Source organism: Singulisphaera sp. GP187 (assembly GCF_900129635.1).
Taxonomy (GTDB): Bacteria; Planctomycetota; Planctomycetia; order Isosphaerales; family Isosphaeraceae; genus Singulisphaera.
This window is the reverse complement of the sequence record NZ_FSRB01000002.1, coordinates 321,659-336,131: the sequence shown is the minus strand read 5'-3', so window position 1 is coordinate 336,131 and position 14,473 is coordinate 321,659. Positions and strand designations below refer to the sequence as shown.

The 14,473-nt window shown below is 62.7% G+C and carries 13 protein-coding genes; 7 read left to right on the top strand and 6 right to left on the bottom strand.

Annotated features, from left to right (window positions below; translation table 11 throughout):
- Window positions 1-6: 6 nt before the first annotated feature.
- On the bottom strand, window positions 7-999 hold the full coding sequence (locus tag BUS42_RS25840; protein ID WP_074311853.1) for a DUF1559 domain-containing protein: 993 nt from the start codon (window positions 997-999) through the stop codon (window positions 7-9).
- Between the two features lie 170 nt (window positions 1,000-1,169).
- On the opposite strand from BUS42_RS25840, the gene BUS42_RS25835 reads away from it, so the two are divergent.
- The gene (locus tag BUS42_RS25835; RefSeq protein WP_074311851.1) at window positions 1,170-2,117 is read left to right on the top strand and encodes a LysR family transcriptional regulator; all 948 of its coding nucleotides are present in this window, start codon (window positions 1,170-1,172) and stop codon (window positions 2,115-2,117) included.
- Window positions 2,118-2,198: 81 nt separating this feature from the next.
- Here BUS42_RS25835 and BUS42_RS25830 read toward each other — a convergent pair whose 3' ends face one another.
- Window positions 2,199-2,792, bottom strand: a complete 594-nt coding sequence (locus BUS42_RS25830) for a TetR/AcrR family transcriptional regulator (protein WP_074311849.1) — start codon at window positions 2,790-2,792, stop codon at window positions 2,199-2,201.
- Window positions 2,793-3,011: 219 nt separating this feature from the next.
- On the opposite strand from BUS42_RS25830, the gene BUS42_RS25825 reads away from it, so the two are divergent.
- Window positions 3,012-3,656, top strand: coding sequence for a cupin domain-containing protein (locus tag BUS42_RS25825; protein ID WP_074311847.1), 645 nt, complete (start codon window positions 3,012-3,014; stop codon window positions 3,654-3,656).
- Window positions 3,657-3,660: 4 nt separating this feature from the next.
- Entirely contained in the window at window positions 3,661-6,912 is a 3,252-nt protein-coding gene (locus BUS42_RS25820) for a bifunctional cytochrome P450/NADPH--P450 reductase (protein WP_074311845.1), read from the top strand.
- 364 nt (window positions 6,913-7,276) lie between these two features.
- Here the strand turns inward: BUS42_RS25820 and BUS42_RS25815 are convergent, their stop codons facing one another.
- Genes BUS42_RS25815 through uraH form a run of 3 tightly spaced genes read right to left on the bottom strand, consistent with a single transcriptional unit; the run spans window position 7,277 to window position 8,992 of the window.
- Window positions 7,277-7,684, bottom strand: coding sequence for a RidA family protein (locus BUS42_RS25815; RefSeq protein WP_074311843.1), 408 nt, complete (start codon window positions 7,682-7,684; stop codon window positions 7,277-7,279).
- Between the two features lie 34 nt (window positions 7,685-7,718).
- Window positions 7,719-8,648 (bottom strand): factor-independent urate hydroxylase, encoded by a 930-nt coding sequence (gene pucL / locus BUS42_RS25810; protein WP_074311841.1) that lies wholly within the window; start codon window positions 8,646-8,648, stop codon window positions 7,719-7,721.
- Between the two features lie 2 nt (window positions 8,649-8,650).
- A complete protein-coding gene (uraH, locus tag BUS42_RS25805) occupies window positions 8,651-8,992 on the bottom strand; it encodes a hydroxyisourate hydrolase (RefSeq protein WP_074311839.1) in 342 nt (113 codons plus the stop codon).
- A 1,575-nt stretch (window positions 8,993-10,567) separates the two neighbouring features.
- Here uraH and BUS42_RS25790 point away from each other — a divergent pair.
- The 4 genes from BUS42_RS25790 (at window position 10,568) to BUS42_RS25780 (ending at window position 13,118) form a co-directional block, all read left to right on the top strand.
- Window positions 10,568-11,152: a hypothetical protein gene (locus BUS42_RS25790; RefSeq protein WP_074311835.1), complete on the top strand. Its 585-nt coding sequence runs from the start codon at window positions 10,568-10,570 to the stop codon at window positions 11,150-11,152.
- A gap of 85 nt (window positions 11,153-11,237) precedes the next feature.
- Window positions 11,238-11,666 (top strand): hypothetical protein, encoded by a 429-nt coding sequence (locus BUS42_RS25785; RefSeq protein ID WP_083670633.1) that lies wholly within the window; start codon window positions 11,238-11,240, stop codon window positions 11,664-11,666.
- Complete coding sequence (locus BUS42_RS42105) at window positions 11,663-11,878, top strand: hypothetical protein (RefSeq protein ID WP_083670631.1); 216 nt, start codon at window positions 11,663-11,665, stop codon at window positions 11,876-11,878. Before BUS42_RS25785 ends, BUS42_RS42105 begins: the two co-directional genes overlap by 4 nt.
- Window positions 11,879-12,656: 778 nt before the next feature.
- Complete coding sequence (locus BUS42_RS25780; RefSeq protein WP_074311833.1) at window positions 12,657-13,118, top strand: aminoacyl-tRNA deacylase; 462 nt, start codon at window positions 12,657-12,659, stop codon at window positions 13,116-13,118.
- Window positions 13,119-13,409: 291 nt separating this feature from the next.
- Here BUS42_RS25780 and BUS42_RS25775 read toward each other — a convergent pair whose 3' ends face one another.
- Window positions 13,410-14,375, bottom strand: coding sequence for a threonine ammonia-lyase (locus BUS42_RS25775; RefSeq protein ID WP_074311831.1), 966 nt, complete (start codon window positions 14,373-14,375; stop codon window positions 13,410-13,412).
- Window positions 14,376-14,473: the final 98 nt, after the last annotated feature.

Here is a 14,473-nt window from a genome sequence, read left to right as displayed (position 1 = left end):
GTCCACTCAGAAGGAATCCGACGAGACGACTTCCCCGGCGTTGATGCTGGCGACCGCTTGCCAGATTCCCAGGCTGATCGAATTCTTGAAGAACCGTACCGACCCGTCGGCCATGGTGGCATTGACGCCTCCGGGATGAACGCTCCGAGCGGAGTAGATCTCGGTGCTCCAGCAGGCTGCCGCGCCGTTGCAAGGAGCCCCTTTCTTGGTGTTGGTGCACCAGTTGTAAGGGGCATTGGCGATGACCGACCAGATCGCGTCCGGGATCGGCGTGTTCGGTGCGCGCAGGTGGGTGTACTGGACCCCCCAATCGTTCGACCAGAGGCCGCGTGGGTCGCTCGTCTGGTCCGGGCCGGTGATCAGCTCGGAGACGGCGACCGTGTTCGACGTGCCGTCGATCACGTTGCGCACTCCGCGGGTGACTCCGAAATTCGACAGAGCCTGTCTTTTCCCCGGGTTCTGAGCGGGAGTATTGGCACAGTTGTCATACGAGAATGGGACACCGGCCTCGACCATCACTCCGTCCGGACTGTAGCAGGCGACGTAATTCGACCTCGACCATCCTTTGGGATCGTAATTCATGCTGAACCCGCCGATATCGCTCGGGCAAAGATAGGCGTTGATCACCGTCCGGAACGACGTCTGGTTGATCGTCGAAAAATTCGGCCCGCCGAACCCCACACTATAGTTATACGAGTTGTTAAGAACGCCCTGTTCGATGTAGGGAAAGATAAGCATCGCCCAGAAGTTCCGGGCTCCGCTCGCGTTCGGCACGGCCAGCCAGCCCGGCGGGAAGCTGTCGTGAGTGCTGTGATAATTATGAAACGCGAGGCCGATCTGCTTCAGGTTGTTCGTGCATTGGGCTCGGCGAGCCGCCTCGCGCGCCGCCTGGACCGCGGGCAAGAGCAAGGCAATCAGGACGGCGATGATGGCGATGACAACGAGGAGCTCGATGAGGGTGAAACCGCGTCGTCGTACGGAGAAGCATTCCCGGTTCATGGGGTTCTCCCGAAGAGAGAGGGGGGCACGATTGGGAGCGAGAGGATGAGTACGATTTTGATTCAGCAGATAGATGTACCCAAGCCAGGACCGACGGGCAACTGTTCCCAACTCATGAAAAGTGTTACTCTGCTGTAACTGGGGCTTACAGGTGCAAGGGAGTCTTTGGCATGAGCACGACTCGAATCCACCGTTACAAAGAGCTCCATCTCGGCCAGCTCCGGGCCTTTTGCGAATGCGTTCGCTATAAGTCCTTCTCGGCGGCCGCGCGGGCGCTTTCAATCTCTCACGCCTCGGTCTGGCAGCAGGTCCGCGCCTTGGAACGAGAGTACCAGGTCGCCTTGTTGCATCGACGAGGCCGCGAGATGTGGCCGACCGATGACGGCCTCCTGCTTCTGGAAATGGCGAGCTCGGTCGTCAGTTCGGTGGATTCCCTGCGCGATGCCTTCGAACAACGCCGAAGGACGATCCCGCGGACCTTGATCATCGTCGCCACGCCGGGTGCCATCGTCGCCGAGTTGGCCCAGCCGGTCGTCGCATTCCGTCAGCGCCACGACGATATCCAGCTCAAACTGATCTTGAGTGCGTCGACCGAACAGATGCTCGATCTTCTGGCATCGGGAGATGCCGACCTGGGGATCTGGCCGAACGACCCGGCCGTGGTGGCGGCCAGTCACCGTGTCGTGGAGATCGAGCCGTGGTGCGAGCGGCCGGCCACGCTGGTCCTTCCCGAGGATCATCCGCTCGCGAAGCGTCGCCGCCTCGCTCTGACCGACATCGCGCACTACCCGGTGATCCTTCCCGACGCAGGGGGCTCCTGGCGACGCGCCGTCGACGACGTCCTCCGCGCGGCGGGGCTACTCGATCGGCTTCAAGTTCTCTTGGAGAACAACATCTCGTTGGCCACGCTCCGATTTGTCAGCCTGGGACTTGGGCCCGCCCTCCTCCCGCTCCCCCGCAACTTATTCGCCTTCCCCCACACCAAGGCTCTTCCCGTGGACCGACTGTTCCCACCCGAACAGATCACCATTGTTCGCCGGAGAGGTGCCACGCCAAGGCCGCAGGCTCGGCTGTTCACCGAACTGTTGACGGAAGAACTCGGTGCGAGGGTGAGTTAACTTGCATCACAATCATTAAAATATACAATTCATTACATTTAACAATGATACACAACTATAAAAATAGCATAGATCACGATCTCAGGATCGCGACCCCTGTTCTCTTCTCTCCCCGGTTCCGGTGGCCCCGAAGAGGAATTGGTCGGTGATCCAGTCGGCCAGGTCGTCCGGCCAGGGCGATGGGGTGAAGATCATCACCCGGTGCATCATCCCCAGCAGGGCGAGGGTAGCGCGATCCGGATGCACGACGGACGGATTCTCCATCGTCACCAGGATTTCTTCGATCAACACAAACAGCCGTTCCCGACGACGGCGGAGGGCCGTATCCTCGTCCTGGGCCGGATTCCCGTCGAGATGATAGAGCGTCTCGAGGTAGTGCGGATAAAGCGCAGAGAATTGCACGGCGTCGCGGATCAAGATCCGCAGCTTCTCGTGCGGGTCCGGTTCGCCCGCAACTCGCCCCTGAGTCTCGTCCAGCCGCTGCGCGGAGACCTGCACAATCATCGCCCGGAACAGGGCCTCCTTGTCCTTGAAGTGGAGGTAGAGTGTCCCCTTGGCCACCTCCGCGCAGTCGGCGATCTCCTTCATGTGCACCGCCTGGAACGGGCGCTCGGCGAACAATCGCGTGGCGGCTTCGAGAATTCGCGGGAGTTTCTCAGGGTCGGCAATCCGCACGCGATATTCCTCGAAAGTCGGTCTCACACGACGGTTGCGGCAGGGTGCCCCAGGGAGCTTGGCATTCTAAAGAAGGCGGCTCCACGGCAACAACCCCAGGCGCGCTCCCTTGACATCGTACGCCCCCTTCCCTAGATTTCCACCATTACTGACCCTGAGTCATTAATACGAAAACCGCGGGTTCTGTGGGTGAAATCATGATGAGGAGGGCAGACGGTTATGTTGGGGTTTGGTGAAGTGCAGCTTCAGCGCCTTGGAGTGCGCCTCCGGCCGACATCGAACCGGGCTTTGGCCCGGACGGTCACGGAGCCCGCAACCACCGAGGTCTCGACGTTCTCCGTGGTTCACGCCGACGGGTTGGACGGGTTGTGCCAGACGAGTGCGTTCGGGCTCATCCCACCGTTCCCGATTCCGGGCAAGCCGACACTCCGCGACCGACTTCACCCGACCGGGGTTGACGTCTCGTTCGTCAAGGTCCTCCCCTGGGAGGAGACGGCGTATGAGATGCGGCACCGGCGGAACGAGGTCGTCTACATCGTCGCCGCGGGCCGGGGTCAGTTCCTGGTGGATCGGGAGTCGGTGGAGGTGAAACCGGGGACGGTCCTCCGCGTTAGCCCGGAGGCGGTTCGGGCCTGGCGGAATGTTTCCTCCGAGGAACTGCTCCTGATCGTGATCCAAGGGCGGGCGGGAAGGCTCCGCCAACGGTCGCGGTCGGATGCGGTCGGCCAGCCGGGCCTGATCCCTTGGTGGCGCTACCCCCGAACTCGCGCCGAGGCGTCGAGCACGGATTCCAAGAGGGTTCAAGTCGACCTCGAGAATCGACCGAGTCGATTCGGTCGATTCTCGAGGCTGGGGAGAGGTTGAATCTATGGACGTCGCGAAGCAGGTAGGGCTCGAGCCGATTCCCCAGCCGACGGCCTGGCCCGTCCTCGGCAACCTAAATGCGCTCGACCGCAAGGCACCGCTCCAAAGCTTCATCCGCCTCGCGAAGGAGCACGGCCCGATCTACCGGCTGGACCTGCCGGGGCGGAAGCTGGTGATCCTCTCGAGCCAGGAGCTGGTCAACGAGGCCTGCGACGAGCGGCGCTTTGATAAGCTAATCAGCACATCCTTGAGCAAGGTCCGAACCTTCTCCGGCGACGGCCTGTTCACCGCCTGGACCTTCGAGCCGAATTGGTCCAAGGCGCACGGCATCCTGATGCCGAACTTCGGCGCCAAGGCGATGCAGGGCTACCTGCCGCAAATGATCGACATCGCCGACCAGCTCGTCGCCAAGTGGTCGCGGCTCAACCCCGACGAGGCCATCGACGTCGCCGACGACATGACCCGCCTGACGCTCGACACCATCGGCCTCTGCGGGTTCGACTACCGGTTCAACTCGTTCTACCGCGAAGATCCCCACCCGTTCGTTCAGGCGATGGTCCGCTCGCTCGGCGAGTCGCTCCTCCAGGCCAACCGGCTCCCGCTCCAGGAGGCCCTCCTGTTCCGCACCCACCGCCGCCAGGAACAGGACATCGCCTACATGAATGCGGTCGTGGACCGGCTGATCCAGGAGCGCAGAGCCGACCCGCAAGCGATGGCCACGAAGAACGACTTGCTCAACTATATGCTCACCGGCCTGGACAAGAAGTCCGGCGAAGGGCTTGATGACGTCAACATCCGTTACCAGATCCTCACCTTCCTGATCGCCGGCCACGAGACGACGAGCGGCCTCCTCTCCTTCGCCCTCTACTTCCTCCTGAACCACCCCGAGGCCCTCACCAAGGCGTATGAGGAAGTGGACCGCGTCCTCGGCCCCGACCCGGAGTCGGCCCCGACGCAAAGCCAGGTCCACCAGCTCGTCTACGTCCAGCAGATCCTCAAGGAGTCGCTCCGTCTCTGGCCAACCGCCCCCGCCTTCGCCCTCTACCCGCGTGAGGAGACGACGCTCGGCGGCCGGTTCGCCCTGAGTCGGGGGGAGAACCTGATCGTCTTGCTCCCGATGCTCCACCGCGACCCGAGCGTCTGGGGGGCGGACGCCGAGGAATTCCAGCCGGCCCGGTTCGCTCCGGAGCGCGAGCGACAGCTCCCGCCGAATGCGTACAAACCGTTCGGCAACGGCCAGCGGGCCTGCATCGGCCAGCAATTCGCGATCCAGGAGGCGACGCTCGTCCTCGGGATGATCCTCAGGCGGTTCGAGCCGATCGACCACGCCAACTACCGGCTTCGCGTGAAGGAGACGCTCACCCTCAAGCCCGACGGCTTCACGATGAAGGTCCGGCCGCGCGGGGGGCGAGTCCGGGCCGCCGTCCCCGCCTTGCCGGTGGCCCTGAGCGTCGCCCAGGAAACGGCGGAGGCCGCGGCTCCTCCCCCCGCGGGCCAAGGCACTCCGCTCTTGATCCTCTACGGCTCGAACCTTGGCACGGCCGAGGGGTTCGCCCAGCGGATCGCCGAGGACGGCCGGTCCCACGGCTTCTCCGTCGCGATCACCGCGCTCGACGACGCCACGAGCGACCTGCCCCGCGCGGGTGCTCTGATCATCGTCACCTCCTCCTACAACGGGGCCCCGCCCGACAACGCAGGCCGATTCTGCGACTGGTTGCAAAAGGGAAGCGTCGGTCCCGACGCGTTCCAAGGGGTCCGATACGCCGTCTTCGGATGCGGCGACCACAACTGGGCGGCCACCTATCAGGCGATCCCGAAACTGATCGACCAGAAGCTCGCCGCCGGCGGGGCGACCCGGATCCATGATCGGGGCGAAGGGGACGCCGCGGACGACCTTGATGGCCAGTTCCAGACCTGGTACAGCCCACTCTGGACCCGGATCGCCTCGGCCTTGGGGTTGCAGATCAAGGCGGAGGCCGCCGCCAAGCCGAGGGCGGCGTATCGAATCGAGGCGGTCGACACCCAAGTCGACCTCCCGTTCGTCGCGGCCTATTCCGCCCAGCGCATGGCCGTGGTCGCCAGCCGCGAACTCCAAAAGCAGGGCGAAGCGCAGGCTCCCGGGCGATCGACCCGGCACATCGAGCTCGCCTTGCCCGACGGCGTCAGCTACCACACAGGGAACCATCTCGGCGTTCTCCCGCGCAATCGAGCGGGGGCGGTCCGCCGCGTCCTCGAACGGTTCCGGCTCGACGCCGATGCCCAGGTCATCATCCGCCGCGACGACGCGGGCAAGTCGAATCTGCCGCTCGACCGGCCGATCCGGCTCGCGGAGCTGGTGGGGGGCTACGTCGAGCTCCAGGACCCGGCGACTCGTGACCAGGTGCGAACTCTTGCCGAGAAGGCCCTCTGTCCCCCCGACAAGGCAAGGCTGACCCCTCTCGTCGGTGACGACGAGGCAAGCCTCGCCCGCTATCGCGAGCAGGTCTTCCTGCCGCGTCGCTCGGTGCTCGACCTGCTCGAGGCCAACCCGTCGTGTGCGCTGGCGTTCGAGGAGTTCCTCGGCATGCTGCCGCCGCTTCGACCGCGGTACTATTCGATCTCATCCTCACCGCTCGTCAACGAGCGTGTCGCGAGCATCACGGTCGGGGTGGTCCGGGACGCGTCCCGCTCCGGCCACGGCCTGTACGAGGGGGTGGCCTCGAACTACCTCGCCGAGCTGACGATGGGGAGCGAGATCCTCGGCTTCGTCCGCGGCCCCGGCACCTCGTTTCAACCCCCGGCCGACCCGCGGACGCCGATCATCATGGTCGGCGCAGGCACCGGCCTGGCCCCATTCCGCGGCTTCCTGCAGGAACGCGGAGCCCTCAAGGACCGCGGCCATGACGTCGGCCCGTCGCTCCTCTTCTTCGGCTGCCGCAACCCGAGCCACGATTTCCTCTACGAGGAGGAACTCCGCGACTTCGAGGCCAAGGGCCTGACGCAACTCATCCCGGCCTTCTCCCGGATTTCGGGACAGCCGAAATGCTATGTTCAGCACAACATCCTCCGAGACGCCGATCGCGTCTGGGACCTACTCGACCGTGGCGCCGTGGTCTACGTCTGCGGCGATGCCGCGCGACTCGTCTCCGACGTCCGGTCCGCCTTCCGCGCCGTCAGAGCGGGGAAGACGGAGTGTGACGATCCCGTCGCGGATTTGTGGCTCGACGAACTGCGCTCCAATAATCGGTATCTGGAGGATGTTTGGGCATCGGGATGAGGAGACCGGGGCCGCGTGATTGAATTATTCGGCATCTAACATGGCAAGTCTTTATTTTCGAATCATCCATCCACATTTAATACACAGAACCTTTGCAAGACTGAGTCCGTCGCAAAGAAACCGGGATCTCGTTCCCACGCTCTGCGTGGGAATGCCGTCCGCGACGCTCTGCGTCGTCTTCTCCGGCGGGTGAGGCCGCAGAGCGGCCAGAACGAGTTTCACCCGCGAAATTCGGCCTCCGGGGCAGATAGACGGCCCGGTTTCCTTGCGACAGACTCACAAGACTCCCGGATTTCGTGCCTGGCTTTCACGATGCTTACGCCAGACTGATCCCGACTTGGTGATCTGAACATCCTCTCGCTCGTCACGCGTCTCTCAGCGCCGCGATGGTCTCGATGGCAACTTTCGCTTCCCGCGGAATCTCGGCCACGGCGATCGAGCTCCGGGCGGGAGGTAACTCCGGAAACACCTCGTTGACCACCTCGTTGATCTTGGGAAAGTCCCGCATATCTGTCATGAAGATGGTGATTTTGAGGACGTGGCTCAGACTCGATCCCGCCTGCTCAAGAATCACCTTCAGGTTTGCCAGCGCCTGCCGCGCTTGATCCGCGGGGGCCGGGGACGGAAAATCGAACGTCCCCGGGATGAAACCTTGGAGGGCGGAGACGTAGACGACGCCGTTGTGAACGGTCGCATGCGAGTAAAGGGGCAGCGGCTTCGTCACTCGATCGCAGACAATGTGGCGCACAGCCCCTTCACTTTTGTCGGACATCGGCATCTCCAAAGGGTTGAACAGTTCAGAAAAGTTAGCAGAAGCCGACGATGGATTCCCAGAGATCATCGGTTGCGTCCTCGCGTTTGACAGTCCCCTCAATCAGCCCGAAAGGACGATCGGCCGCCCAGAAGACGACGTTGGGGTTGTCCTGGCCAAACGGCGCCAGGTCCACGACGAAGTGGTGCTTGTTCGGCATGGAGAATCGGATGTCCACAATGTTGCGGTGGGCCTGCAACACGTTCTTGCCCATCTGGAAGAGTGTTTGCTGCAGCGCCAACGAGTGAACTCTGGCAAAGGTTTCCAGAAGAATTCGCCGGACATCGGCATAGACGGCATTAAAATCCAGGTCGGTGGTGTTATACCGCCAGCGGGCCGCCACGTCGGTGGAGAGAATCCGGTCGTGGGTCTCCACCAGCGTGGTGTACTTGTCCCGCGGGAAGCCATGGAACTCCGAACCGGTGGACTTGAGCACGGTCAAATCCTTGAGTCCGGCCACCAGGTGCGGGCCGTCCTTGTCGATCAGAAGCACGGCGGTACGGGTTTCGGTTCGGTTCTGCACGAAGGCATGATGATGCTCACTGCCGTCGACCTGGATCCGCTGCCAGGTGAACTGCTCCGCGGCCCATCGGCCGCCGCTCACCCACTCGAAGCTGGTGGTAAAGTGTTTGCCCAGGCGCAGGAGGAAAGCCTCCGGGGACCCCACACCCTCGCGTGCGAAGGAGAAGATCGTATTCTTCTGGGTGTCCGTGGCCACGCAATGACTGTTGTCCCCCTCGGTGTGGCAAGACTCGAAGTCCCCGCGCAACTGGGAAATGACGGTCAGATCTTCAATCTCGTGACGGGCGGTGTCGCTCGTGATCCGAACGACGTGGTTGCCGGCCTTTCCGTACTGGTTCTTCCCCAGAACGATCTTCTCGCTTGCCGCGGTGTCGGCCAGAATTGAGCCCGATGACGACGTCATGGTTAACTGCCTCGATATGTAGAAATGGCGAACGGGCTGAGGAGCAAAGGCACATGGTAGTGCTGGGCGGGATCTTTGAGAGTGAAGCTCAGGCAAACGGAGGAGAAGAAGGATTCCGTTTCGATCCGCTGGTAATAGGCGCCGGTATCGATTTCGATCCGGTAGTTCCCAACCGCCAACTCGGCCGGGCCTAGATTCATGATCCGCCCATCCTCATTGCTGACGCCGGAGCCAATTCCAAGCCAACCATGGGGACCCTGGACTTCCAACCGGACGGACACGCCGATTGCGGGTCGTCCACAGGTCGTGTCGAGAATGTGCGTGGTGATGCGGCTGGTGCTCATAAATTCACTGTAGGTCACATTTGAGTTGTAGGACAACGATTTCTCGGAGCGAGTCCGTGGCTCAGGTGGACCCAAAGGGGTCAGTCTCATCCTGGGACCGCGACCTCTCCTTCCTTGCACCCCACTCCATAAACCAGCAATACATCATTAAAGTAACAATCACCGCAAACAAACAAGGGATCATCCACGGGTCGTCCGCCAGCCGGACACCCATCGGCCGGGTAATGCGGAGCCCGGGGCGAAGTCCATGAAGAGCGACCAACGCGACCAAGCCATTGACTCCGGAGACGAATAACAGGGCTTGGAGCGCCGGGTAAGGCCGGATCCGGTGTCGACGCCGCCACAAGCCGGTTGCCGACGACGTTGGCGACCGCGAAGCAGCCCAACCATACGCCCGCGAGCACCGCGGCATGGGGCGCAAGCACAACGGCCCCGGCCAACATCCATGCCGTGCAACCGAGTTGTCCGCCGAACCAGCCTCCCCTGTTCCATTGAAAGCGGCCGGGGCCTGGCAATGGTTCTTGAGTCTTCATCTCTCGTTTTCTCCGACGATTTTCCGCCTCGTGAGCTCACCAATCACTCGAATCGGATCTTGCCAGGCGGCGGGGCGGGTCGAGGACCTGTCCACGAAAGAAAACCCATGATCCCTACCAGCCCAGAAGGAAAACAAGCAAAGCGACCGAGACGATCACCCGCGTTCGCATCCTGATCCGCGGGGAGGGGGGGGGGAGGCAGGCCTATCGACGGAACTTATAGGGAGAGAGACAACGGGTCGAGTCCATCTTGATGCGTTCCAGATTTGTCTGAGGAGAAAGCGGCCGCAAAGAGTGCCCCCCACCCGATCACGAGCATCATCAAGCAGAAGCCTCCGACCAAGCCGACGTAACCACTCATGGCAAAGCTGAGCAAACCAGTGAGGCAAGCGACGGGTGAACCCCAGAGGATGATCCTCCCCGCGACTCTGACCACCCTCCTGAATGGGACACTCCTCCCGAAAATGACTGCGGATGGGATGCCGTAGAGCGCGGCCCACCCCGCGAGAACGCTCCGCGCGCTGACTGGCTCCCTTGCGAAGGCGGCGGCGGCTCCCAGCACGCACGCCACAAGGACCACCGCGATCACCAACCCCAAGAGCGCAAACTGCACAGGGGGCGTGGCGAATGGCCTGGGCTTTCGCAAGGCTCGTCTCCACATTTAAAAATGACCGCCCCTAATCCTACAGTATCACCGCTTGGCCGTGAATGAAACTCGTTTAGCGTGATTTACTTCCGTAATGCAAGCAATCTGGTTGCGCTCTGGCTCTGCATCTCGGTACGTCAGCCTGGGACCGCTTACTGCGCGGCGTGCGCGGCTCGATCCAAACACTCAGACGCCAGATCACATTATTCTCGGCCACCAAAGTATTTCAATTAAGAATCAACTCTAACACAGAATCATTCATCAGCAAAGTGCCGAGGCGGCCATTGCAGGGAAACGATGAAGTGATTTCTGGGCGCCTTAACCCGAAATACGTAGGACTCTGACCCCGCGCTCCGTTACCATGGACACATCTCAAACCCTTCCGGAGCCGCTCTCATGAAACGCCCTCGGATCACGATCGCCCACATTATCCTCATCGTGGCGATCAGCGCCGTCGCTTTCGCCGCGATCCGGAGTGGTTCTGCGTCCTGGGCTGGGGCGATGACCTCGATCACGTTTTTTGTGATGATCTGTTCGCTTCTCGGGGTTGCCTTGGAGCGAGGCATGCGGCGGGTCTACTGGTCAGGATTCGCCACACTGGGCTGGGGTTACCTGATTCTGCTTTACGCCCCGTGGGTGGACCAGAGGATCGGGCCGCATCTCCTGGCCCCGAACCTCTTCACCTATCTCGCAGACGTCCTCCAACCCACCCCGACCGGCGGCACCGGTGGAGGGTTCCAAAGCGTCCCTGTTGGGATCGTGGGTGCGACAGAAACGAGCGGCGGATTTGGCGGCGCAATGACTCCGAACGTCCCCGAGTATCAGCGGATCGGCGAGGCGCTGGAAGCCTTGCTCTGGGCGTTCGCTGGCGGCTGGGTTGCCTGTTATTTCGCCTCGCGACGTGAACGGGACAACGATCCCCAAGCCGCTCAGCCTGCACCGCAGGCCGAAGGACAGGGCAGGGGCCGTACTGAGGATTGATGCGATCTGCCGCGCTGAGAACCGAGGTCTGCAAAGCCAAGCCCTGCGACGATCGGGCTTCCCCAACCCCTTACAGGAGTCTCCCATGAAGAGCTTAGCCGCGTTTGCCTTAGTCCTCCTCCTTCTCTGTGCACCAGCGCTCGCACAGCAGGCATCGAGGCAGCCGCAGAGTCCGGGTATCGAATTCGAGCTCATAGAAATTGCGCAGGACGTCGACAAAACGATCCTCCGAGAGGCATTGATGGTTCAGGGACGGCAGGGCTTGAAGGCTGAGGCAAACCTCTCTGAAAAAGAGGCCAATGCCTTGAGTGAGTTCATTGCCAAGAAGAAGGCAGACATCATCGCGCGGGCCGCTGAACTGGGGAAGAGCCGGGTTACGGGGATGCGGGTTCCGAACGCCGTTTCACCTGCCCCACAGCAGCCGACAGGCAGGACGCCCTCGAGAAAATCGAGAAGGCACGGATCGAAACCCAGCTCCTTCAGGCTCAGCTCAACCTCCTGCAAGACCCGTTGAGCAAGGCCATCGACGCTCTCGCCACTGCCGAATTCGCCGCCAGCGACGACGAGACCCAACAGGCCAAGGCCGAAGCGGCACGAAAGGAATACGAAAAGATCAAAGCAAAATATATTGTTTTCAGCAAACGCCTCCAGTTGGAGCAGCGGGAATTACAATCGATTCAGCAATCGATAGGCATGGGTGGCGGGATGGGCGGCGGGTTCAGATGAGTCCTTGCCGAGAGCGAGCCTGACGGCGTCCCCCCGAAACACGGGGGACGGGTTTCACTTTCGTCCAAGCTCCCTTCTCTTGCCATCGACCAGAACCCTACCACGGTGTTGAAGCCCGAACACCGTGGCGGTCGATTCGGCATTGAGCTGAGACAACTGCCGGGCGGCACATCACGGGTTCGGAACCGTGACGCTTCCCGGCCCAAAGGGAATGGAAGGAATGGTGGCCAGGCACCTATAGTAGGTAAAGCGGGAAACCTGGACAATCCGTCCAGGTTTACGACTGGCCACCCATTTTCACTGAATTCCCCAGATCTCCCAACTGGGGTGCCTGGCCACTCGATCTAGGCACCTATAGTAGGTAAAGCGGGAAACCTGGACAATCCGTCCAGGTTTACGGCTGGCCACCCATTTTCACTGAATTCCCCAGATCTCCCAACTGGGGTGCCTGGCCACTCGATCTGCGCACGAGTATGCAGCGGCTCCGGGTACCTGCTTGTCGGGAGGCGGCCTCGGCGGTAGCATCAAAAGGTGCTGATTTGCCCCGGGTCGTGAGCCCGCGGTGCGGAGTGCCGCCAGCGTCGAGGCACCACGGCTACGGCCCAGCCGCCGATCGCCGACCTCGTCCCGAGTCCCTTCCGTGCGGTCGGTGGCGATCACACCGAGGCGATCAGTTCGCTCGCAGGGGCCGCGACGTCCCATCCCGCGCCGATCCCGGTCGCCGGCCGCGAGCGTGCAAGGGGGACCCAAGCACCGACGCATCAATCGGAGGTGGATCATGAACATCCAGCAATTCCTCAGCCGGGGTGGGCGGGCCTTCGAGGTCCTGGAGCATTCCACGACCTACACCGCCCAGCAAGTGGCCCAGGCCGTCCACGTCCCGGGCGACGAGGTGGCCAAGACCGTGGTCCTCGAGGCCGACGGCCGCTACGTGATGGCCGTCCTACCGTCCACGCACCATGTCGATCTGGAGAAGGCCCGGGGCGTGCTCCAGGCCGCCACCGTCGCCCTGGCCGACGAGGGGGCGTTCGCCCGGCTGTTTCCCGACTGCGAGCGGGGCGCCTTGCCGCCGTTCGGCTCGCAGTACGGCCTGGCGACGCTGGTCGACGAGTCGCTCACGCGCGACGAACGGATCGTCTTCGAGGGGAACACCCACCACGAGGCGATCCGCATGAGCTATCGCGACTATGAGGAGTTGGAACGGCCACAGGTGGCCGACCTCTCCTCCCGCGGCTGGTAAGCCGGGAGGGGATCCCGGGGGACGATCCCCCGGCCGGACCGCCGGCCATCGCCACCTCCGCGGGGCAGGGCCCGGGGGACTCGGCCGGGCCGACGACGTCGACCCGGGCCCCGGCCCTCAGCACCCTTCCTGCCCGAGTGACGAGAGCAGGCGCGACGGGGCATCCGGTAGGGAACAATTCGGTGTCAGATCATCTTGTTTTCGATGTTCTCCTTGGCCACCTAGGAAAACGCAAAAACTACATGATTTGACATAACATAATTCATCATCTATTCAATACTGATGAGGCTGTCAAACTTCCAAGATCCGCTTCAAGGTCGCCATCCCGAGATTCCCGCCGCTCAGGATCAGACCGACCGACTTGCCTTCCAGTTCGCCGCGTCGCTGGTAGGCGCCGGCGACCGCCGCGGCTCCGGCCCCCTCGGCAACCTGGCTCGTCGTTTCGAGTAGGAGGCGGATCGCCGCTTCCAGCTCGGCATCGCTCACCAGCATGATCTCGTCGACCAGCTTGGGCAGCAGTTGGAGCGGTAGGTCGAACGGCTCGCGGGTTGCCAGCCCTTCAGCAAACGTGGAGACTTCGTCCGTGACCACCCGGTGCCCCGCCTTCCATGAGAGGTAGACCGCGGGCGCCCCCTCGGCCTGGACACCGATGACCTTCGTTTTCGGGTTCACTGCCCGGGCCACAACCGCCGCGCCCAGGACGCCGCTTCCGCCCCCGACGGGCACGAACAGGACGTCCAGATCCGGCGCGACCTCGAACAACTCCAACGCATAGGTCCCCACGCCGGCGATCAGGAGCGGCTCGTCGGCCGAGTGGACGTAACGCATGCCCTCCTGCCTGGCCCTCGCGTCGGCGGCCCGTCGCGCCTCGTCGAAGTCACGCCCGTGGAGCACGACCTCGGCCCCGAAGGCGCGGGTCGCGGCCACTTTCATCGGGTTGGCCGCCTCGGGCATGTAGATCATCGCCCTGATTCCGAACAGCCGCGCCGCATAGGCGACCGACTGGGCATGGTTGCCCGTCGAGGCGGCCAGCACCCCCCGGGCTTTCTGTTCGTCGTCGAGAGTCGAGAGCAGGTTGATCCCGCCCCGCACCTTGAACGCCCCGGTCGGGTTGAGGTTCTCGCATTTGACATAAGCCCGGCAACCCAACACCGCATCGAGTGAAGGGCGTTCAAGCGTCGGGGTGGGACGCAGGTAGGGGGCGATCGAAGCCTTGGCCCGCAGGACGTCGGCCAGGGTGGGTGGCGACCAGTTCATAGATTCCCTTTGAAATCGCGCGACGCATCGATGAATCTCAACAGGATCGCCTGCGCTGACAGGCACTCACCCCTCAAAGGTTCGCGCGGTCGATCCCG